The sequence below is a fragment of the Myxococcus xanthus genome, assembly GCF_006402735.1.
GTDB lineage: Bacteria > Myxococcota > Myxococcia > Myxococcales > Myxococcaceae > Myxococcus > Myxococcus xanthus_A.
The window spans coordinates 8,837,735-8,856,658 of record NZ_CP017174.1 but is presented as its reverse complement, the minus strand read 5'-3'; the positions used below and the strand labels follow the sequence as shown (position 1 = coordinate 8,856,658).

General features: G+C 69.4%; 21 protein-coding genes. 12 read left to right on the top strand and 9 right to left on the bottom strand.

The annotated features are described in order from the left end of the window. Positions 1 to 87: 87 nt before the first annotated feature. From BHS09_RS36585 to BHS09_RS36570, 4 genes are all read right to left on the bottom strand, one after another. Complete coding sequence (locus tag BHS09_RS36585; protein ID WP_140800383.1) at positions 88 to 765, bottom strand: CAP domain-containing protein; 678 nt, start codon at positions 763 to 765, stop codon at positions 88 to 90. A 78-nt stretch (positions 766 to 843) separates the two neighbouring features. Further along, the gene (locus BHS09_RS36580) at positions 844 to 2,184 is read right to left on the bottom strand and encodes a DUF1552 domain-containing protein (protein ID WP_140795964.1); all 1,341 of its coding nucleotides are present in this window, start codon (positions 2,182 to 2,184) and stop codon (positions 844 to 846) included. Continuing rightward, positions 2,181 to 3,722, bottom strand: a complete 1,542-nt coding sequence (locus BHS09_RS36575) for a DUF1592 domain-containing protein (RefSeq protein ID WP_237077818.1) — start codon at positions 3,720 to 3,722, stop codon at positions 2,181 to 2,183. The genes BHS09_RS36580 and BHS09_RS36575 overlap by 4 nt, the downstream gene beginning before the upstream one ends. A 405-nt stretch (positions 3,723 to 4,127) precedes the next feature. Beyond that, positions 4,128 to 6,185, bottom strand: coding sequence for a M3 family metallopeptidase (locus BHS09_RS36570; RefSeq protein ID WP_201800545.1), 2,058 nt, complete (start codon positions 6,183 to 6,185; stop codon positions 4,128 to 4,130). Positions 6,186 to 6,318: 133 nt separating this feature from the next. On the opposite strand from BHS09_RS36570, the gene BHS09_RS36565 reads away from it, so the two are divergent. The 4 genes from BHS09_RS36565 (at position 6,319) to BHS09_RS36550 (ending at position 9,126) form a co-directional block, all read left to right on the top strand. Continuing rightward, the gene (locus BHS09_RS36565) at positions 6,319 to 7,140 is read left to right on the top strand and encodes a CheR family methyltransferase (protein ID WP_174260620.1); all 822 of its coding nucleotides are present in this window, start codon (positions 6,319 to 6,321) and stop codon (positions 7,138 to 7,140) included. A gap of 121 nt (positions 7,141 to 7,261) precedes the next feature. Then, positions 7,262 to 8,158 carry a hypothetical protein gene (locus BHS09_RS36560; RefSeq protein WP_140800381.1) on the top strand — a complete coding sequence of 299 codons (897 nt, stop codon included), beginning with the start codon at positions 7,262 to 7,264 and terminating at the stop codon, positions 8,156 to 8,158. A gap of 3 nt (positions 8,159 to 8,161) precedes the next feature. Further along, positions 8,162 to 8,539 carry a hypothetical protein gene (locus tag BHS09_RS36555; protein WP_140800380.1) on the top strand — a complete coding sequence of 126 codons (378 nt, stop codon included), beginning with the start codon at positions 8,162 to 8,164 and terminating at the stop codon, positions 8,537 to 8,539. Between the two features lie 23 nt (positions 8,540 to 8,562). After that, positions 8,563 to 9,126 carry a hypothetical protein gene (locus BHS09_RS36550; RefSeq protein ID WP_237077817.1) on the top strand — a complete coding sequence of 188 codons (564 nt, stop codon included), beginning with the start codon at positions 8,563 to 8,565 and terminating at the stop codon, positions 9,124 to 9,126. A 419-nt stretch (positions 9,127 to 9,545) separates the two neighbouring features. Here BHS09_RS36550 and BHS09_RS36545 read toward each other — a convergent pair whose 3' ends face one another. Next, positions 9,546 to 9,947: a hypothetical protein gene (locus BHS09_RS36545; RefSeq protein WP_140795959.1), complete on the bottom strand. Its 402-nt coding sequence runs from the start codon at positions 9,945 to 9,947 to the stop codon at positions 9,546 to 9,548. Positions 9,948 to 10,110: 163 nt separating this feature from the next. On the opposite strand from BHS09_RS36545, the gene BHS09_RS36540 reads away from it, so the two are divergent. Next, positions 10,111 to 10,770 (top strand): hypothetical protein, encoded by a 660-nt coding sequence (locus BHS09_RS36540; RefSeq protein ID WP_237077816.1) that lies wholly within the window; start codon positions 10,111 to 10,113, stop codon positions 10,768 to 10,770. Between the two features lie 60 nt (positions 10,771 to 10,830). On the opposite strand, the gene BHS09_RS36535 is transcribed toward BHS09_RS36540, so the two are convergent. After that, positions 10,831 to 11,130 carry a hypothetical protein gene (locus BHS09_RS36535; protein ID WP_237077815.1) on the bottom strand — a complete coding sequence of 100 codons (300 nt, stop codon included), beginning with the start codon at positions 11,128 to 11,130 and terminating at the stop codon, positions 10,831 to 10,833. 348 nt (positions 11,131 to 11,478) lie between these two features. On the opposite strand from BHS09_RS36535, the gene BHS09_RS36530 reads away from it, so the two are divergent. The 3 genes from BHS09_RS36530 to fghA are packed head-to-tail and all read left to right on the top strand — an operon-like array spanning position 11,479 to position 13,761. Beyond that, entirely contained in the window at positions 11,479 to 11,754 is a 276-nt protein-coding gene (locus tag BHS09_RS36530; protein WP_140795956.1) for a metal/formaldehyde-sensitive transcriptional repressor, read from the top strand. 43 nt (positions 11,755 to 11,797) lie between these two features. Next, the gene (locus tag BHS09_RS36525; protein WP_002636403.1) at positions 11,798 to 12,907 is read left to right on the top strand and encodes an S-(hydroxymethyl)glutathione dehydrogenase/class III alcohol dehydrogenase; all 1,110 of its coding nucleotides are present in this window, start codon (positions 11,798 to 11,800) and stop codon (positions 12,905 to 12,907) included. Between the two features lie 2 nt (positions 12,908 to 12,909). After that, positions 12,910 to 13,761, top strand: coding sequence for an S-formylglutathione hydrolase (gene fghA / locus BHS09_RS36520; RefSeq protein WP_140800379.1), 852 nt, complete (start codon positions 12,910 to 12,912; stop codon positions 13,759 to 13,761). Positions 13,762 to 13,824: 63 nt separating this feature from the next. Here fghA and BHS09_RS36515 read toward each other — a convergent pair whose 3' ends face one another. From BHS09_RS36515 to BHS09_RS36505, 3 genes are all read right to left on the bottom strand, one after another. Next, complete coding sequence (locus BHS09_RS36515; protein WP_140800378.1) at positions 13,825 to 14,358, bottom strand: hypothetical protein; 534 nt, start codon at positions 14,356 to 14,358, stop codon at positions 13,825 to 13,827. A gap of 147 nt (positions 14,359 to 14,505) precedes the next feature. Next, the gene (locus BHS09_RS36510) at positions 14,506 to 16,014 is read right to left on the bottom strand and encodes an HAD-IG family 5'-nucleotidase (RefSeq protein ID WP_140800377.1); all 1,509 of its coding nucleotides are present in this window, start codon (positions 16,012 to 16,014) and stop codon (positions 14,506 to 14,508) included. Between the two features lie 95 nt (positions 16,015 to 16,109). Continuing rightward, complete coding sequence (locus tag BHS09_RS36505; RefSeq protein WP_011557009.1) at positions 16,110 to 16,661, bottom strand: glutathione peroxidase; 552 nt, start codon at positions 16,659 to 16,661, stop codon at positions 16,110 to 16,112. A 133-nt stretch (positions 16,662 to 16,794) separates the two neighbouring features. Here BHS09_RS36505 and BHS09_RS36500 point away from each other — a divergent pair, with 133 nt between their 5' ends. The 4 genes from BHS09_RS36500 (at position 16,795) to BHS09_RS36485 (ending at position 18,885) form a co-directional block, all read left to right on the top strand. After that, entirely contained in the window at positions 16,795 to 17,415 is a 621-nt protein-coding gene (locus BHS09_RS36500; RefSeq protein WP_140795951.1) for a hypothetical protein, read from the top strand. Further along, on the top strand, positions 17,412 to 17,651 hold the full coding sequence (locus BHS09_RS36495; protein ID WP_140795950.1) for a hypothetical protein: 240 nt from the start codon (positions 17,412 to 17,414) through the stop codon (positions 17,649 to 17,651). The genes BHS09_RS36500 and BHS09_RS36495 overlap by 4 nt, the downstream gene beginning before the upstream one ends. Positions 17,652 to 17,808: 157 nt before the next feature. Continuing rightward, complete coding sequence (locus BHS09_RS36490) at positions 17,809 to 18,456, top strand: START domain-containing protein (protein ID WP_237080054.1); 648 nt, start codon at positions 17,809 to 17,811, stop codon at positions 18,454 to 18,456. A 165-nt stretch (positions 18,457 to 18,621) separates the two neighbouring features. Beyond that, positions 18,622 to 18,885, top strand: a complete 264-nt coding sequence (locus BHS09_RS36485) for a TraR/DksA family transcriptional regulator (protein WP_140800375.1) — start codon at positions 18,622 to 18,624, stop codon at positions 18,883 to 18,885. The last annotated feature ends 39 nt before the right edge of the window (positions 18,886 to 18,924 follow it).

Genomic DNA, 18,924 nt, shown 5'->3' with positions numbered 1-18,924 from the left:
TATCCGCCGCCAGGCGGAGGGCCGTCACCCCCCGCCGCGTGAGTGTCCGGCACCCGGGACGCACCGGCCCCGCGGGGCGCGGCACGGTCAGTAGGGCCGCTGACCCACCCAGTTGCCCGGCGGCGCGTAGTTGCACACCCAGAGCTGCCAGGTAGGGAACTTCGCGCCGAACGGTGAGTTCTTGTTGCACATCACCGTGGCGCACCCCACGGCCGCCGTCTTGCGCCACACCACCTGCGTGTAGTGCCCGCACACCTTGCCCTTCTGGCAGGTGTTGCGCCGGTAGTCGTAGTCCGCGGATTCGTCCGCCCAGCTCTTCACTACCTGGGACGTGGTCCACGCGCCGGGCGTGGCGGCGGCGAGGTTCTCTCCGAAGTCGCCCCGGTTCGGGTTGTGCTCGAACTTGCAGGCCTTCGCCCAGGACGCGGCCTTGCGCTCGGCCTGGGTGGACCAGGCCAGCGGCGGCAGCGCGGGCTTGGGTGCGGGCTGGGCCCGGGAGCGCGCCAGGTTGTGCGCGGTCACCATGTCCCGGGAGAAGTCCTGCGCATCAGGAGGGGCCGCGCGTGGCTCCTTCGGCTTCGCGGACGCGGCGGGCTGCCTGGAGGCCACGGCCTGCTGGGAGGTGGCGTTCTGTCGCCGCCCCTGTTGGGTGCCACCGCTCCCGCAGCCGAGCAGCGGCGGCAGCAGGAGCAAGGCGGACCAGCGGGAGGCGCGGGAGAAGGAAGGCATGAGGGGGATGATGCGCCAGGACGCCCGCTCATGCATGTGAAGCGTGCGCGGCGGGGCATTGCGTGCGGTGGGCCGCCCGCCTCGCATGCTCCGCCGCGCACGGGACTGCCGGGGCTACACAAGGCCCGGCAGCGGGCCCGTCCCGTCGTCACCGAAGGTGGTGACGTTGGGCACGCCCATGGCCTGCATCAGGTAGATGTACAGGTTGGCCAGCGGGTCCTGCTGGTAGACGATGTGCCGGCCCGGCGTGAGCGCGCCGCCGCCCCTGCCCGCCAGGATGATGGGCAGGTTGACGTGGTTGTGAGAGTCCCCGTCGCCGATTTCGCTGGAGAAGTAGACCATCGAGTTGTCGAGCAGCGACAGGCCGTTGACCTCGATGACCGACTTCATGCGCTCCAGCAGGTACTGGAGGAGCGTCACCTCCCACTTGTCGATGGTGGCGAGCGCCTTGTAGTTGGACTGCGACTTCTGGTGGTGTGAGTACGTGTGGTGTGCGCCGCTGAGCCCCAGGAAGGGGTAGACCTTGTTGGCACGCGCATTGGCCAGCATGAAGGTGGCCACCCGGGTGAGGTCACACTGGAAGGCGAGGATGATGAGGTCCATCATCGCCTTGGTCTTCGCCGTCGGGTCCTCGGACACGATGGGCGCGGCTCCCGAAGCGCAGGTCATGGATGGGACGGACACGTCCTCCACCTGCTTCTCCAACTCCCGCACGCTGGTGAAGTACTCATCCAGCTTCTGCAGGTCCGAGGTGCCCAGCTGGCCCTTCAGCGCGGTGGCGTCATCGCGCACGACGTCGATGATGCTCTTGCCGTACGCGCGCCGCTTCTCGATTTGTGCCTGCGTCTCTCCGGGGATGCCGCCCGCGAAGAGCCGGTTGAACGCGGCCTGCGCGTTGGTCTCCTTGGCCACCGGTGTTCGAGGCCCCGACCACGCGATATTGTTGGCATACGGGCACGCGTAGCCGGAGTCGCAGTTGCCGATGCCGCGGCCCGCGTCGATGCCCAGCTCCATGGACCCATAGCGGGTGGCTCGCGTCGCCGTCATGTGGTTGGCGATGACCTGGTCCATGGAGATGCCCACGCGGAGGTTGTTGCCCTCCGTCTTGTACACCTTGGCGCAGGACAGGAACGCGCCGGTGGCGGCGGCATGGTGTCCGTCACCATCCGGGAAGGCGGGCTGGTTCGCCAGGCCGGTGACGACCAGCAGGTCGTTCTTCACCGCCGCCAGGGGTTCCAGCGTGGGCGTCAGCTCCCACGCGGGGCCCTCTATCGTGGGCGTCCACTTCTGCATGTGGATGCCGTTGGGCGTGTAGAAGACGGCCAGTCTGCGGGGCACGGTGCCCGGCGCGCCATGCGCGTTGCGGGGAAGCATCTGCTCCAACAGGGGCAGCGCCATCAGCGCTCCCGTCCCCCGCAAGACGGTCCGTCGCGAGAGTCTGAATTTCTTGCTCATGGCGTCTGCTCCTCCTCGGCGCCACGCTGTGTGAAGTGGCTGCTCGAGACGATGCTGAGGATGTAGTCGACGAGTCGCCCACCGCGGGCCTCGGCCTTGTCGGCGACATCCTTCACCGCGCAGTGGTCGGCCTCACTCAGGCCACGGCCCGTGGCATAGGTGAGCATGTGCTCGGTGATGCAGTTGGTCAGCTTCGGGTCCTTCTTCAGGTAGCTCTGCATGTCGCGCACACCGGCGAGGATGGCGCCGTCGGGCAGGTCCCCCGTGGCGTCCACGGGCGCGCCGCTCACCTCCTGGAGGCGCCAGCGGCCAATGGGGTCGAAGTTCTCCATCGCCAGCCCCAGCGGGTCCATCAGCCGGTGGCAGCCCTGGCACGCCGGCGCGCTGCGGTGGAGCGCCATGCGCTCCTTCATCGTCATGTCCGGCGTGATGGGCGGCGGCAGGTTCTCCACGTCCGGCGGCGGTGGCGGCGGCGCGGAGCACAGCAGCTGCTCCAACACCCAGACGCCGCGCTGCACCGGTGAGGTGCGGTCCGGGTTGGACGTGACGATGAGCAGCGAGCCCTTGCCGAAGATGCCGCTGCGCTCCGGGTGGCCCGTGAGCTCCACGCGTTTGTGCGTGGGGCTGCCGGGCAATGGCAGGCCGTAGTAGGCGGCCAGTTGGTCGTTCACGTAGGTGAACGGCGCGTCGATGAGGTCCTTCAGCTTGTGGTCGCCGGAGATGAACTCCGCGAAGAAGAGCTCCGTCTCCGTGCGCATGGCGGCGCGCAGCTCCTCGTTGAACGCGCCATAGAGCGTGCCGTCCGGCACGGCGGTACCCAGCGCGCGGGTGAAGAGCCACTGGCCGGCGAAGTTCTCCACCAGCGCGCGTGCCTTCGGGTCCGCGAGCATGCGCCGCACCTGGGCCTCCACCTCCGCGGGGTCGCTCAGCTTCCCCGCTTCGGCGGCGGCGAACAGCGCGTCGTCCGGCATGCTGCTCCACAGGAAGTAGGAGAGCCTGCTGGCCAGCTCGAAGTTGTCGAGCGTGTACGGTTCGGTGCTTCCTGGCGGCGCGTTCTTCTCCACCCGGAAGAGGAAGTGCGGTGAGACGAGCACCGAGCGCAGGGCCAGCCTCACGCCCACCTCGGGCGGGTCCGCGTGCTGGCTCGCCAGGTTGACGAAGGTCATCAGCTTGTCGACCTCTTCCTGCTGCACCGGCCGGCGCCAGGCGCGGCGGGCGAAGTTGGAGAGGATTTCGTGCGCGCACGGCGCAGGGTTGAGCGGGTCCAGCGCGCAGGAGTTGAAGGCGCCGCGCGTCCAGGCGTCATTCACCAGCCGTTCCGCCGCGGTGGAGTACTTCTCCATCAACAGCGGCGACAGCGAGAGCACGTCGGCGATGTTGTCGAAGCCGTAGCCGTGGTCGTCGATAGGGAAGTCCTTGGCCGGCTGGGTGGTATCTCCCAGCAGGTCCCGCACGGTGGCGTTGTATTCCGCGCGGTTGAGACGGTGGAGCGTGACGCGCCCCGGAGTCTGGGGCGCGTTCTCGCACTCGCCTGCCACCGGGGGCTGCCCCGGTGGACCCGGTTCTCCTGGCACCTCCTCGTCGGGTTTGATCCGAGCTATTGGGCCGTCATCGGTGCAGCTGGTCACCAGCAGGGCGAGACTTGCGCCCGCAAGGAAGAGCCAGCCCCCTCTTCGTCGATGCATGGGTGTCACGTCGGCTACCCCCCTCCACACTGCCCCATCCGAAGCCGGGACAGCCGAAGCCGTAGCAATGTGCTCTCCACCCAGGAACGTAGCCTGGTGGACCTCTTCGTCGTTTCAGGGGGCAGGACGGCGTTGGCTACCCGGAAGCGCGCTGGGAAGAGATTGGCGCGAGTAGGTAGCGAAGTTCCCGGCGAGGGAACCGCGGGCGAACGCAGCCTACGGCGTGCAAGCTGCGTTCGCGTGGGTGCCGCGGGCTGTTTACTTCGCGTCGAGGTACGCGCGGTACGCGTCGAAGCCGTACTCGCGCCCGAGGAAGTCCTTCACCAGCCCGGCGGCGGGCTTGGAGCCGCCGGGCTCCAGCACGGTGCGGCGGTACTTCATCGCCGTCTCCTGGTCGAGGAAGCCCTTCTTCTGGAACTCGGTCTCCAGGTCCTTCGCGATGACGGAGGACCAGAGGTACGTGTAGTAGGCCGCCGAGTAACCATCCAGGTGCCCGAAGGCCACCTCGAAGTGCGTGCCGTCACGGTGCTCGTGCTTGAAGGGGCTGAGCTTGGTCTGCAGGGCAACCAGGGCCTCGGTCGTGTCGAAGCCCGGCTCGCGCGAGTAGTAGTCCAGGCTTACCGCGGACAGGAACAGCTGCCGCCGCGCCCACAGGCCCTGGCCGAACTCCTTCGACGCGCGGAGCTTCTCCACCATCTCCGCGGGGATGGGCTGGTTCGTCTCGTGGTGCTTCGCGAACTCCTTCAGCACCTCCGGGTTGCCTGCCCACTGCTGGAGCAGCATGGACGGCGTCTCCACGAAGTCCCACTCCACGCGGGTGCCCGCGATGCCCGCCCACTTCAGGTGCCCGCCGAAGATGGCGTGCAGCAGGTGCCCAAACTCGTGGAAGAAGGTCTCCACCTCGTCGTGCGTCATCAGCTCGCCGGGGCGTGCGAAGTTGCACACCAGCGACGCCTCCGGATAGCGCTTGCCGGCCTGACCCGCGACGAGGTCGAACTGCGCCGCGTGCTTGTACTTGTCGTCACGCGGATGCATGTCCAGGTAGATGCGGCCCAGCAGCGTGTCGCCGTCGAACACGTCGTAGGTCTCCACCTCCTGCTGCCACACCCGGGCGTCCTTCACCGGCTTGTAGGTGATGCCCCAGATGCGCGAGGTGATGTCCATCACCCCCGCCTTCACCCGGCCGTACTCGAAGTAGGGCCGCACCGCCTGCGAGTCGAAGCTGTAGCGCTCCGCGCGCAGCCGGTCCTCGTAGAAGTCCTGGTCCCAGGGCTCCAGCACCTTGGCGCCCCGCACGTCCTGCTGCTTGCGCGCCAGGAGCTGCGCGTACTCCTGCTTCGCGCGGGCCTCGGTGGCCACGCCCAGCCGGTCGATGAAGTCCGCGGCCGCCTGCTGCGTGCGCGTCATCTTCGTCTCGGTGGTGTACGCGGCCCAGCTCGCGTAGCCCAGCAGCGTGGCCAGTTCGTGGCGCTTGGTGATGAGCTGCGCCAGCACGTCCTGGTTGGCCGGGTACGCGCGCTGACGGTAGGTGCGCCACAGCTTCTCGCGCGCCTTCGCGTTCTTCGCGTACGTCATGAAGGGGAAGTAGTCCGGGTAGTTGGTGGTGATGACCACCAGCCCGTCCGCGCCCGGCGGGTGCGCCTTGCGGTAGTCCTCCGGCAGGCCGTCCAGCTCGGAGGGCTTGAAGGTCGCCTTGCGGACGTCCTCGGCGATGTTCTTGCTGAACTGCTGCCCCAGCTTGAGCAGCTCCTCGTTGAGCGACTTCACCTTGGCGCGGGTGGCGTCGTCGCGGTCCACGCCGGCGCGGCGGAAGTCGAGCAGCGCGCGGTCCATCCAGTACCGGGTCGCCGCGTCCGCGCTGGACAGGTCCACCGAGGCCAGCACGTCATAGACGCCGCGGTCCTGGGACAGCGCCACGTTGGCGGAGTCCACGCGCTGCTCGCACTCGCGCGCGGCGTCGCGGAAGGCCGCGTCCGGATGCACCTCGCGCGCGAGGCTGGAGCGGTTGGCCGCGGCGAACAGCGAGCCCTGGGCCTCGTCATAGGCGGCGAGCACGGCCTGGCCGGCCGCGCGCGCGTCCAGCGCCTTGATGGCCGCCACCTGCGTGCGGGTGCGCTCCAGGTCCGCGTCACACGCGGCGGTGAAGTCGGCCAGGGTGCCGGAGAGGACGCTGGCGCCTTCGGGAGGCGGCACGGGCTTGGGCGCGGCGGCGGCCGGGGCCTGCTGTGCGGTGGGCTCGGGGGCCGCGGCGGGGGTGTGCGTGCAGCCGGCAGACGCCAGTGCCGCGGAGAGGGTGAGGGCGCTCAGTCTCTTCAAGGGTGGGTTCCTCTGGGGTCCAATGACAACGCCGGAGCGTCATGCCACATCCCGTCCGCCTCCGCTCGGTGCAAGCGGCCTTCCCTTGCCCGGGCGCGGCGTCCGTGCCGACATCCAGGAGGAGGCCGACCCGATGACGGACCGTGAATGCGTGGAGTTGTTGCAGTGGGCCGCGCCCCGCCTGCGCCTTCGCTGGGAGGGCTTCCGGCGCGTTCGGGGGCAGGTGTGCAAGCGCATCGGCCGTAGGCTGAAGGCGCTGGGCCTGTCAGACCCCGGGGCCTACCGCGCCCGGCTGGAGGCCGAGCCCTCGGAGTGGGACGTGCTCGACGCGCTGTGCCGCGTCACCATCTCCCGCTTCTACCGGGACGCACGCGTCTTCGATGTCCTGTGCCAGGACTTGCTGCCCGCCCGGCTGGCGTCGCTGCGCGCGCGGGGCGAGGCCACGCTGCGGGCGTGGAGCGCGGGCTGTGCCTCCGGTGAGGAGCCCTACACGCTGTCAGTGCTCTTCCACCTGGGACTCGAGCCGCGCTTTCCGGGAGCACGGCTGTCGTTGGTGGCCACCGACGCGGACGCGGGCCTGCTCGCGCGGGCGGCGCGGGGTTGCTATCCACGTGGGGCGTTGCGCGAGCTGCCGCGTGCGTGGGCGGAGCGCGCCTTTCCGGGGCCTGGCGACGAACCGTGCCTGGCGCCGGAGTACCGGCGGGCGGTGGACTTCCGCCGGCAGGACTTGCGCTCACAGATGCCCGACGGGCCCTTCCACCTGGTGCTATGCCGCAACGTCGCCTTCACCTACTTCGCGCCGCCGCTTCAGCGCGAGGTCCTGTCTCGGTTGGTGGCGCGGCTGGTCCCTGGCGGGCTGCTGGTGATTGGCGGCCACGAGTCCCTGCCCGAAGGAGACTTCGGCCTGACGCGTGCCGCCGGCCCGCTGCCTGTCTTCGCGCGGACAGACGTCTGAGACCGCCGGGCTCTATCCACGAATTCGTCCGGTGCGAGCATTCTGCGTCGCTGGGCCGTGCTCCCCTGACGTGAGCAGGAAGGAGGACTCGGGCCCGCTCCTGGCCGGGGGGAATCCGAGGATGCGCACGAACCTGTGGTGGAGCGTGGTACTGGCGGCGTGTGCGTGTGGCGGCGCCGCGAAGACGGGCGATGAGCTCTACTCGCGGCAGGCGGGCCTGTCGCTCTCCGCCGCGCCAGGAGGCGCCCGGGGCACCTTCGTCCATGAAGACGAGGCGGTGACGTTCTCCTCCCGCGAGGTGGAGCCAGGGGTGTACCGCCTGGAGGTCCGGCTGCGCGGACTGACGCTCACCGGGTTGATGGAGCCGGCCAGCGGCGTCTCCACGCTGGATGGCTTCGCGGAGGCGAACGCCGCGGACGCGCAGATGGGCGTCGCGGACCGCGCGCTGCTCACCGCCCTCTATCGCGAACTGGATGCGGCGCTCCCCGCCGGAGACGCGGCGGCCCCCGCGGCCATGTACCTGCGCCGCGCGGTGAGCGTGTGGTCCCAGTACCCGGACACCGTGGGACTTCGGCGCACGGTGATGGGCGAGAAGGGGCGTGGCTACACGATGTTGTGCAGCTATGCGCAGTGCAACGGGCGCAACTCGGGGAGCTGCGAGGGCCGTTACAACTGGTACGCCCACGCGACGCACGACTGCGACCGGGGCGGCTTCGACTGGCCCGGCAATCAGCAACTGGCCCAGCTTGGTGACCACTATTCCTGCGACGGAGACGAGTTCTTTCTGGCCGGCGACACCTGGCATTGCGGTTCGCCCAACCACTGGCACCGGCCGAAGGTGGTGGGCAACTGCTTTGGGCGCTGCGGCAGCACGTGCGGCGGGGATACCCAATACACGGTGGACGCCACCAACCACGACAGCTGTGTGCGCAACGGCCACATCCTGGTGAGCGGCTGGTGCAATGACCAGTTCGTCGCCGCCGTGGATGACGAGCTGTTCGCCCCCAACTGCTACTGAGCCATGTCACGACGGTCCGCGCCAGCGAGGTGGATGGGGTGGCTGATGCTGGCCGCGCTCGGGTGTTCCTCCGACGCGTCGAAGACGCGGGCCGCGGAGACAGTGGTGCGCCACTTCTTCTCGGCACTGCCCGCGGGCGACTGCGAGGTCCTGGCACCGCTGCTGGCCACGGGGGGAAGCGCGCGACCCTGTGTGGAGACGGTGCATGAGCTGCGGGGGCATGGCCTCACGCTGGTGGGGATTGTCGAATCGACGGTGGACGGGCGCGACGCCGAGGCCGTCCTCGTGAGGGCCCGGGTGGCCCATGGTGGACGCGAGCGTCCGGCACCGTGGTTGCTACGGGTGGAGCGCCAGGACGGCGACTGGCGGGTGCGTTTCTGAGCGCCGAGGCGGGGAGGGGGGCCATGCGGATTCGTTACCGTTTGATTCTGACCGGTGCGGGTGTGCTCGCGGTGGCACTGGGCGTCGTGGAGTTCTGGCCCCAGCCCGAGCCGGAGCCGCTGCCCGCCGCGCTGCTCGCCATGGCCGTGCCTCCTCCTCCTCCCGCGCAGCCCCCTCGTATTGTGCCGGTGAAGGCCCACTCGGTGGCGCCTCCCGCTCCCGTGCCTCGGCAAGAGGCGCCCCAGGTCACGGTGGCCCGGATGGCGCCCGAGCCAGAGGTGCCCGAGCCAGAGGTGCCCGAGCCAGAGGTGTCCTTTCCTCCGCCTGAGGACAACGACGACATCGAGCCCGAGCTGCCACAAACAGCCCAGTGGGAGCTGGAGAAGATGGCGCGGCTGGCGGCACTGGTGGAGCGAGACGTGGTGCGGCTGGCGCGCGAGCGTGAGGACGCCGTGGCACGAGGCGACGTGCAGCGGGGCGAGCAGATCGACGCGCTCCTTCAGCGCAACCTGGGACAGTTGCGCGAGCTGCACGACGAGGTTCGCAGGCTGGCCGAGGTGGTGAACGGCGTCGCCCCCGCGGATTGAGCGCGAGGGGGAACGGACGCCGCGGGTGGGCTATATCGCTCGCGCGGAGGTCCGGCCGCGGGCTCGTGAACGGGCGGGTTTTCCTCGCCCGACGTCTTGAGTCAGGGGCTGGAGATAACCCATCAGCAGGGCGCGGAGCTCGTCGATGAACGCCGCGTTGGTGAGAGAGTCGGGCCGATCGGCGACGGCCCTGATGCAGGGAGAAGGGGCGGCCCTCGCTGGTCGCGGGTTGGCGGAACTGGTTCCAGGCCAACGTGCCGCGCCTCGCGCCGTCACTGTGCGCGTGGCAATGGGCATGTCGAAGCCACGGAGGGCCGCCGCGCTGCCCCCCGTAGGACTGGACGCCGCGTAGGCCCTGGCGGCGCCTTCCTCGGCCTGGAGTCATGGCTCATCGCGCATGGCTCCAGGCTGGAAGGGCCTCAGGCGCGGATGCTTGTCTTCCGCGCGCCCGCGCGTTTGTAGACCTTGCCCGCCTTCAGCGGAGTTGTATCGCCGCGTCCTGTCGTCTTCTTGGGCCGGCCCTCCTTGCGGTAGGCCACGGCGGCCGCGGACGGCAGTGTCTTGCGCCGCGAGGTGCTGCTCTGGCCTGGCTCCGGTTCGGGCAGCTTGCGGCTTTTCGCCGTGAGGCCCGTTCCTGGCGCGTGGCGGGGACTGACGCTGCGGTCCGCGAAGGTCCGTTTCCCCAGGGCCCGCCGGCCGCTCTTCTTCGCATGGTGCGTGCTGTCCGCGCTGGCGAGATGCACGTCGGTGGGCTTGAGCTCCAGCGTCGTTCCCTGCCGCTTCGCGCGCTTCACGCGCTCCGTCTGACTCTTCTCTGGCATGCGACCTCCAGCGACACAGGTAGGAATGCTGGGTGGGGGATGCCAGGGAGCAGTGGAGCAGCCGGGCCCCGGTGCCCAAGTCTGGTGGTGTCGTGGAACGTCCGTCATGGCATTCCGGGACGGGTTGCGGCGGCGCGGGGGGAGGTGCTCCGATGGTGGTGCCATGCGCCGCGCTCGAATCTTCTTGGACGCGCCGTACCTCTCGCCGGAGTCGGGCGAGTTCCGCATCGTCTGTCCTGGCTGCGGGCATGCCGTCACGGTGGGCGCCGAGGCACACTGCATGAAGTGCGGCGCGAGCCTGGAGGCGGCCTTGAGCGCCGCGCGAGGGCCACCGCCTCCGTTGCCACCGCGCCGGTTGACCCGGGCACAGCGCGCGGCCGTCTCGCGGCCCAAGCTGCACAAGCATTACGTCCTGGGAACACTGGCCCTGTGGGCGGGGGGGATGCTGCTCCCGGTGGGACTGTTCTTCCTGCGGCCTCTGCTCCTGCAGTCCGCCATCTTCATCGGGATGGGGCTGTTGTTCCGGCGCACGAGCTGGCCGGTGTCACTGCGGCGCGAGCAGCAGCGCCAGTTGAAGGCGTTGGTCTGGGGACTGCCGGCGGCGGCTGAAATCACGCGGGTGGAGCGTCAGGTGGCGCCCACGCTGCATGCCGGACGCCTGGTGCAGCTCGATTACGTCTTCACGGTGCATGGCCAGCGCGTCGAAGGGCGCATGCCTTCACCGCACGCGTCGGACCTGCTGCGGCGCCCGGGAGAGCGCGTGTGGGCCGTCTACGTGGCGGAGGACCCTGGCGCCAGCGCGCTGTGGCCACCGGGCCCTTGAAACGGGCACGGCCCCTGCCCGGAGGTCGCGGGGCGCGGGCCGCGTCACGACGTGTACCTGCTAGCCGCCGTGAAGGGGCAGGCGCTTCTTCGGCCCGCCGAGGTGCTTCACGTTCATTTCGCTGGGTGCCTTCTTGCGGCCCTTGAGGGTGGTTGCGCGTCGCCGATGACTCTTGGGCTCATGTGCCTCGGCGGCGGGGCCCAGCGTCACGCGCTCCAGCGTCTTCTGTCGCCGCAGCGCGGCCGCGTCATCGTGGGGCATCGTCTTGCGCCCATTGCTGGCCTGTACACTCGGCTGGGCTCCGTGCGCGCCGACCCGCCGCCTGTTCTTGATGCCTGCCACTATCGTCCGAACGGCCATGTTGCCTCCCTGCGGGTGAGGTAAGGACGGCGCCACGGCTTTTCCATCCCCCTCCATGGGACGGCGGAGGTCATTGCTCCCCTGCCTGCCGGGAGGAAGAGATGCCGCGCGCTGTCGGAAAGAGCGCGTGCGCTCGGCCTCCGTGTCGCACTGACGCCGGCCTGGCTCATGGGCGGTGCGGCCGGTTCCTCAGGTGCACTCCGCTTCGACGGGTGCAACCTTCAAGAAGGCCGACGCAGTCTCCGCGCCGTTCACCGAGGACGCCTTCATTCCTTCCTTGTCGAATACCCCCCAGGGGTATATATCCGCCCGCGGCAGGATACCCCCACCCAGTATGCCGTCGCCGCCATGCCCCACTCGCCGGAAGAGAAGAAGAAGGCGCTGCTCCGCGTCCGCCGCATCCACGGTCAGACCGAAGCCCTGGAGCGTGCGCTGGAGTCCGGAGCCGAATGCGGCACGGTCCTCCAGCAACTCGCCGCCATCCGGGGCGCCATCAACGGACTGATGTCCGAGGTGCTGGAGTCACACATCCGGGAGGAGTTCGGCCCGGCGTCCGACGAGGACCCGCGCCACGCCCAGCGGGTGCGAGACATGACGGCGCTGGTCCGCACCTATCTCAAGTGAGCGGGAGTCCCTGCCTTCATCCCCTAGCCCCAGGAGCATCCTCATGAAGTCCCGTGCCGCTGTTGCCTTCGAAGCCGGAAAGCCCTTGAGCATCGTCGAGCTCGACGTCGCGCCTCCGCAGAAGGGCGAGGTCCTGGTCCGCATCACCCACACGGGCGTCTGTCACACCGACGCGTTCACCCTCTCCGGGGATGATCCGGAAGGTCTCTTCCCTGTGGTGCTCGGCCACGAGGGAGCCGGCGTGGTGGAGGCGGTGGGCGAGGGCGTGACGTCCGTCAAGCCCGGCGACCACGTCATCCCGCTCTACACCGCGGAGTGCGGCCAGTGTCTGTTCTGTAAGTCTGGAAAGACGAACCTGTGCGTGGCGGTGCGTGCCACCCAGGGCAAGGGTGTGATGCCAGACGGCACCACGCGCTTCTCGTACAACGGCAAGCCCGTCTATCACTACATGGGGTGCTCCACCTTCAGCGAGTACACCGTGGTGGCGGAGGTGTCGCTGGCCCGCATCAACCCGAACGCCAACCCCGAGCAGGTCTGCCTGCTGGGCTGCGGCGTGACGACGGGCCTGGGCGCGGTGAAGAACACGGCCCGCGTGCAGGAAGGGGATTCGGTGGCGGTGTTCGGCCTGGGCGGCATCGGCCTGGCAGTCATCCAGGGCGCCCAGATGGCGAAGGCCGGTCGCATCATCGCCATCGACACGAACCCCGCCAAGTTCGAGCTGGCGAAGACCTTCGGCGCCACCGACTTCGTCAACCCCAAGGACCACGACCGCCCCATCCAGCAGGTCATCGTGGAGATGACGGGCTGGGGCGTGGACCACTCCTTCGAGTGCATCGGCAACGTGGGGGTGATGCGCGCCGCGCTCGAGTGCGCGCACCGTGGCTGGGGCCAGTCCATCATCATCGGCGTGGCCGGCGCGGGACAGGAGATCTCCACCCGTCCGTTCCAGCTCGTCACGGGCCGGACCTGGAAGGGGACCGCCTTTGGTGGCGTGAAGGGCCGCTCGGAGCTCCCCGGCATGGTGGAGGACGCGATGTCCGGGAAGATTCAGCTCGCGCCGTTCGTGACCCACACGCGCCCGCTGACCGACATCAACGAGGCCTTCGACCTGATGCACGAGGGCAAGTCCATCCGCACCGTCGTCCGCTACTGACCATGGAACGCATCGAACACCACGCGAGTTTTGGCGGCCGGCAGGAGGTGTGGAAGCACACCTCCTCCGCGCTGGGCGGCGAGACGCGGTTCGGCATCTACCTGCCGGAGGCCGCGCTGCGCGGCGAGCGCTGCCCGGTGCTGTACTGGCTCTCCGGCCTGACCTGCACCGAGCAGAACTTCATCACCAAGGCGGGCGCGCAGGAGCACGCGGCGCGCCATGGCTTCATCGTCGTCGCGCCTGACACCAGTCCTCGCGGCGACGCGGTGGCCAATGACGCTGCCTACGATTTGGGGCAGGGGGCGGGCTTCTACCTCGACGCCACGCAGGCCCCCTGGGCGCCGCACTTCCGCATGCAGGACTACGTGGCCCGGGAGCTCCCCGCGCTGGTGGAGCAGCACTTCCCGGCCACGGACGCGCGAGGCATCTTCGGCCATTCGATGGGCGGTCATGGCGCGCTCGTCACCGCCCTGCGCCACCCGGGCCGCTACCGCAGCGTGTCCGCCTTCTCCCCCATCGTCGCACCCTCACAGGTGCCGTGGGGCCAGAAGGCCTTCACCGCCTACCTGGGCGACAACCGTGACGCGTGGGCGGCCTGGGACGCCGTCGAGTTGGTGAAGACGGCCAAGGAGCGCCTGGCCCTCCTGGTGGACCAGGGCGAGGCCGACGAGTTCCTCGCCACCCAGCTGCGCCCGGAGCTGCTGGCCGCCGCCTGCGAGGCCACGGGCCACCCGCTCACGCTGCGGCGGCACGCGGGGTACGACCACAGCTACTACTTCATCGCCACCTTCCTCGCGGACCACTTCGCGCACCACGCGAAGGCCCTCGTCGGTTCCGAGAACGCGCGTTCGTAGTCGCGACGTTCGTTCTCCTGGTTCCGGTCAGCCCCGACGTGACATGTCGGGGCTGGCCGTGTCTCAGCGGGACGGAGGCGAGTCGGCGGAGCTGCCCGTGGCCCGGTGCTGCGTCGACGAGCCGTTGCCACGCCGGGGCGGGCGGGTGCTGGTGGTGCTCTCAGGCGGGAACAGCCAGCCGTCCGTGCCGCGCGGAGCGCTGTTGCTGGTCCGCGCCGTCTCCGTGGGCTCCAGGTGCAGGCCACGGCAGCCGCGGCACCAGGACTGGGGCCGGCGCTCCCCACGCATGATGCGGTAGCCGAAGTCCTGCGCCGTGGGGCCCCTGTGGCCGCAGCGAGGGCAGGTGCTCAGGTACGTGACGCCCGTCTCCTTCGCCTTCTGCTTGCCGTGCTCCACCACCAGCGCCAGCGCCGCGGCGAACCCCACCCGTCGCTCCGAGGCGACGTGGAAGCGCCGGGCGCGCTTGCGGCCCTTGCCGCCCAGCACCGGTAGCAGGTCCATGCCCCCAAGCAGGTTGCGCTGCTCGAGTACGCGCGTCGAAGAGCTGTTCGAGGTCGAGTGGCTCACAAGAGCACTCATACCGGGGCGGTCTGACATGCCCTGTGGAGGGGGATGCCTGCCTGCCCTCTCCTCGGAGGGGTACTGAACGAAAGTTCAATGAATCCGAGGATCTACACATCCTCCCCTGTTGGTAGGACGCCGGCGGCACAGGTAGGCCCCATGCCGCCGCGTCCCCCGTGCCGGCTACTCCCCGCCGTCCGTGCCGGACACGCCGCCGCCGGCCTCGCTGGCGCCGAAGACGGGCGTGCCGCCGGGCAGGCTGGGATCATGCGGGAGGCTGCCGCGCGGGCTGCGCAGGTAGACGAAGGGCGTGGCGAACAGGAAGTTGGACACGCGCGACGTGTAGATGTCCGCGTACCGCTCCACCTGCCGGGCCAGGTGGCTCTTGTCATTGCCCGCGCGCGTCAGCAGGCCCCAGATGGGGTTGGACAGCTCGGTGGCCGCGCGTGCCAGGGGCCCCAGCTCCGCGTCCAGCGCCTCCAGCTCCGTGCGCAGCGTGGCCTGCCGCGCCACCAGCTCCGCCTCCGTCGGCGTGTCCGTGCGCGGGCCGTACTGGAAGCGCCGCCGCTGGACCTCCAGGCGAATCTGGCAGCTCTCCGCCTCCAGCCGCTCCTTCACCACCATGCGCTCGGCCAGCCGGGACTCCGTGGCGCGGAACGAGGCGATTGAGCGCACCTCGTCCTCCAGCTCGCGCAGGATGAGCGCTGTGCGCCAGCGCAGCACATTCTTCGTCACGTGCACGTCGCCGAACATGTGGTCGCCCACGTAGAGAATCTGGTCCCCGCTCATGCCCAAGTGGCGCTCCAGCTCCACCGCGCTGCCGCCGAAGTACGGCGTGCCGGGCTTGAAGGGGCCCGAGTGCGGACGCAGCAGCGCCTCGCCGCTGGACTCCACCACCTCGAAGAGCGACGAGCGCGTGGTGAAGAACTCCGGCTTGCGCGCGGAGACAATCACCACGTCGAAGAGCTGCCGCCACGTCATGCCTTCCGGCAGGTGCCGGTCGAAGGCGAAGTGCATCATGGGCTCGGTGTAGGCCCACTCGCTGTTGGTGATGAGCAGCAGCTTCTTGCCGGCGTTGCGCTGGTCCAGCAGCGCCAGCGGCGTCTCCGGGTCGTCGATGACGTAGCGCTCCGGGTCGGCGATGATTTCCGCCTTCAGCCGCCCCTGCATGTGCGTGGCGTCCAGGTTCTTCCGCACGTGCTCGTAGAGGTCCGAATAGCCCATGGGGCCCGGGAGCTGGCCGGCATCCAGCCGGTCCACGAGCTGCGCGTAGATGCACGCCTCCGACAGCGAGAAGAGCGTGTTGAGGAACACCCAGCGCCGCTCATGCAGGTCGATGATGGTGCGCGCGTATTCGTCGCGCTGGGCCTCGAAGCTCATGGCCTGCGTGCCGTGCAGCGCCTTCTTCACGAAGCCGAAGCGGTTGGCCTTGAGGAGGTTGCCCTTCTCCGTGTCGATGATGAGGCCGCGCATCGACAGCTCGGGGTCGAACGACAAGTCCGCCACCGGCCAGCCCTGCTCCACGAGCCGGTCGCGGATGTGCTCGTAGGCGCGGCGCTCCCACGCCTCCACATGGTAGTGGATGAGCGTGTAATCCATGTCGTAACCCACCGCCTTGATGGCGCGCAGGTTGAGGGTGCGGTTGCAGAACAGTCCGCGCTCGGGCGGGGGACCAGGAATGAACGTGCTCATGGCACCCCTGGCTTGCCCCGGAGCGCGCGAAAAGTCACTGCTTTCGTCAGGGCCCGTCCGCTGGACGGCAGAAGTCCAGCGGCACCCCGGCCGGGTCAGGCCTGCTTCGCGAGCTCCGCGTCGATGGCGGACAGCAGGCGCGCATCGTCCGCGGCGACGTCCGGCGCGAAACGCGCGGCGACGCGGCCGTCACGCCCGACGAGGAACTTCTCGAAGTTCCACTGCACTTCCGGCACGGGGTTGGCGGTGATGCCGTAGCCCTGGAGCCGGCTGCGCATGGGGCCTTCGCCCACGGCGTCCGGGATGGCGCCCGTCAGCGCGTGATAGAGCGGGTGCTTGTCCGCGCCCACCACCGAAATCTTGGAGAACAGCGGGAACTTCACGTCGTAGGTCAGCGTGCAGAACGCCTTGATTTCTGACTCGCTGCCCGGCTCCTGGCCCAGGAAGTTGTTGGCCGGGAAGCCCAGCACCTCGAAGCCCTCGGCGCGCTTGCGCTCGTAGAGCTTCTCCAGGCCTTCGTACTGCGGCGTCAGGCCGCATTTGGAGGCCACGTTGACCACCAGCAGCACCTTGCCCTTGAACTGGCCGAGTGACTGCGGGGCACCGTCGATGGACTTGAGGGGAATGTCGTAGAGGTTCTGGCTCATGCCGCACCCTATAACCGCTCGGTGGGGGGCAGGCCGGGGAGATTACAAAATCAAGAAATGACGACTATCCATGGGCCGACAGGAGGTAGGTTCCGCCACCTCTTTCACTCCTTCCTTATCTGGAGGTCTGCCCATGACGTGGACGATTCGGAGCCTGCTCCTTGGTGTCTTCCTGCTGTCCGGCTGCAAGCACACGGGGGGCGGCAGCGTCACCCCCACCCCGACGCAGCCGCAGGCCTGTGATGCGCAGCAGGCGCAAATCTCCCGCGAGGCCGATGAGCGCGCCAGCCCGTGGAGCGTTGAGCAGCACCTGGCGAAGAACTTCCCTGGCAAGAAGGTGTCGTGGCTGATGACGGACGCCGCGTACCAGAACTTCGTGGTGAAGCCGAACGCGCAGAACTTCGGCCGCTGCAATGACAATGGTTGTTACCTGTTCGCCGCGCCGTCGGAGACCATCCAGGCCGCCGTCGAGAAGTCGATGGTGGACGGCGCGCATGACCCGGCGGTGATTGGCCAGGCGCTGGGCCTGCCGGCGAAGAACTTCGAAGGCCCGCTGCGGATGATGACGCTGGACCTGGCGGCCACCGGCGTGTGCGTGCGCCTGCCCGTGGACAGCGACCCGGGCGTCTGGAAGTGCACCAGCGAGGAGGACACGGACTGCTTCAAGTTCGGTGGCTACACCTCTGGCGGCGTGCCGGAGCTGATGGTCATCGACGCGCCCGTCTCCCAGGCGGCGGTGACGGAGATTCCGTGAGCGAGGAGCAGGTCCTCATCCAGAGCCCGCTGATGTACCGGCTGGTGCGCTCGGCCGAGGGGGCGCTCTTCCTCGACGTGGTGGTGGGGGGCATCGCCCAGTTCACGGTGCGGGTGGTCCTCACCGCGCAGGAAGCCGAGGCCTACGGCCGGCTGGGCCGCCCCTACGCGGACCGCCTGGCAATGGATGTCATGGCCAGCCCGGCATTCGGTGGGCGGGCCGTCCGCGTGCCGTAGGGCGCGGCGTGGGATTGCCGCCCCGGGCCACCTTCGGAAGGTGGCTCGGGGGCGGTGCTTGCGTGGGCCCGTTGCGCATTCGTGAATGCGCCGCCGCGCCTGGGTGTCGGATGCTGACGTGACGTCACATCCGGCCCGAGCCGCGAAGGATGCTTGCATGAAGATGTTGTGGAGTGGGGCGGCCGTGGCTGCTTGCGCGCTGGGTTTCGCCGCCGGACAAGCCCACGCGGAAGAGGCGTGGAAGACGGTGGCGGAGAAGCCCTACGTGGTGAAGGTCCGCGCGCGTCCGGGCTCCGAGGCCAAGGACGTGTGGGCGGAGGGCGAGCTGGCCGCGAGCGCCGCGGATGTCCAGGCGGTGCTGCGGGACGTGGACGCCTACCGGCGCTGGATGCCGTATGTGAAGGAGTCCCGCATCCTGAAGGACCTGCCGGACGAGGGGCAGCTCACGTACACGAAGCTGGACCTGCCGGTGGTGTCCTCGCGCGACTACATCTGCAACGTGGTGCTGGAGTCCAGGCTGGCGGAGGACGGCTCGGGTGTGTTCGCGCAGCGCTGGCAGGCGACGCCGGATGCCATTCCCCAGCGGCGCGGCACGGTGCGCATCCGGCTCAACGAGGGAAGCTGGCGCGTGGAGCCTCGAGGCGAAGGGAAGTCCCATGCCGTGTACCGCTTCACCGTGGACCCGGCTGGCTCCATTCCTGGCTTCCTGGCGCGCATGGGGCAGAAGGACGCCGTGGAGGACACGTTCCGCGCGGTGGAGAAGCGCGCCCGGGAACACGCCGCATCCCGGGCACGCGCGGAGTGACGCCGGTGCGCCGCAACCGATGCAGGGCCCTGGGCCGGGGTGCGCAAGCCTTGCGCGTTTTCAGGGCTGTAGCGCCGCGCACCGCAAGGCACGCTTCCTGAAAGCATTATCTCCTGCTGGGCCGCGGGTCCGGAGTGGCCGGGGTGGCCGCAGTGGGAGACGAACATGGAGCTGCTGGCTCGGGAGGCCCAGGAAGCATTGCGGCAACGCAGCCACCGGCTGCGCGCTCGGGCCTCGTTGGGGGTGGGGGGCTTGTCCTTCACCCAGGCGGAGGCGCAGGAGCTGCGGGACATCGAAGAGGCGCTGACGCGCATCGCTCATGGTGAGTTCGGCCGGTGCGCGCGCTGCGGCGGGGCCATTGGCCGGCACCGGCTGCGCGCTGTTCCAGAGGCCCGGCACTGCCTGACGTGTGCCGCCCTGGCGCGCTGAAGGCCCGCTCCCTGCCCGGGCGGGCGGCGTCGCCTGGCG

Excerpts from the sequence above, each read along its gene's own strand:
- BHS09_RS36585 (WP_140800383.1), bottom strand. The coding sequence starts at position 765 with ATGCATGAGCGGGCGTCCTGGCGCATCATCCCCCTCATGCCTTCCTTC.
- BHS09_RS36580 (WP_140795964.1), bottom strand. The coding sequence starts at position 2,184 with ATGAGCAAGAAATTCAGACTCTCGCGACGGACCGTCTTGCGGGGGACG.
- BHS09_RS36565 (WP_174260620.1), top strand. The coding sequence starts at position 6,319 with ATGACGGACCGTGAATGCGTGGAGTTGTTGCAGTGGGCCGCGCCCCGC.
- BHS09_RS36560 (WP_140800381.1), top strand. The coding sequence starts at position 7,262 with ATGCGCACGAACCTGTGGTGGAGCGTGGTACTGGCGGCGTGTGCGTGT.
- BHS09_RS36555 (WP_140800380.1), top strand. The coding sequence starts at position 8,162 with ATGTCACGACGGTCCGCGCCAGCGAGGTGGATGGGGTGGCTGATGCTG.
- BHS09_RS36550 (WP_237077817.1), top strand. The coding sequence starts at position 8,563 with ATGCGGATTCGTTACCGTTTGATTCTGACCGGTGCGGGTGTGCTCGCG.
- BHS09_RS36545 (WP_140795959.1), bottom strand. The coding sequence starts at position 9,947 with ATGCCAGAGAAGAGTCAGACGGAGCGCGTGAAGCGCGCGAAGCGGCAG.
- BHS09_RS36540 (WP_237077816.1), top strand. The coding sequence starts at position 10,111 with ATGCGCCGCGCTCGAATCTTCTTGGACGCGCCGTACCTCTCGCCGGAG.
- BHS09_RS36535 (WP_237077815.1), bottom strand. The coding sequence starts at position 11,130 with ATGGCCGTTCGGACGATAGTGGCAGGCATCAAGAACAGGCGGCGGGTC.
- BHS09_RS36530 (WP_140795956.1), top strand. The coding sequence starts at position 11,479 with ATGCCCCACTCGCCGGAAGAGAAGAAGAAGGCGCTGCTCCGCGTCCGC.
- BHS09_RS36525 (WP_002636403.1), top strand. The coding sequence starts at position 11,798 with ATGAAGTCCCGTGCCGCTGTTGCCTTCGAAGCCGGAAAGCCCTTGAGC.
- fghA (WP_140800379.1), top strand. The coding sequence starts at position 12,910 with ATGGAACGCATCGAACACCACGCGAGTTTTGGCGGCCGGCAGGAGGTG.
- BHS09_RS36515 (WP_140800378.1), bottom strand. The coding sequence starts at position 14,358 with ATGTCAGACCGCCCCGGTATGAGTGCTCTTGTGAGCCACTCGACCTCG.
- BHS09_RS36510 (WP_140800377.1), bottom strand. The coding sequence starts at position 16,014 with ATGAGCACGTTCATTCCTGGTCCCCCGCCCGAGCGCGGACTGTTCTGC.
- BHS09_RS36505 (WP_011557009.1), bottom strand. The coding sequence starts at position 16,661 with ATGAGCCAGAACCTCTACGACATTCCCCTCAAGTCCATCGACGGTGCC.
- BHS09_RS36500 (WP_140795951.1), top strand. The coding sequence starts at position 16,795 with ATGACGTGGACGATTCGGAGCCTGCTCCTTGGTGTCTTCCTGCTGTCC.
- BHS09_RS36490 (WP_237080054.1), top strand. The coding sequence starts at position 17,809 with ATGAAGATGTTGTGGAGTGGGGCGGCCGTGGCTGCTTGCGCGCTGGGT.
- BHS09_RS36485 (WP_140800375.1), top strand. The coding sequence starts at position 18,622 with ATGGAGCTGCTGGCTCGGGAGGCCCAGGAAGCATTGCGGCAACGCAGC.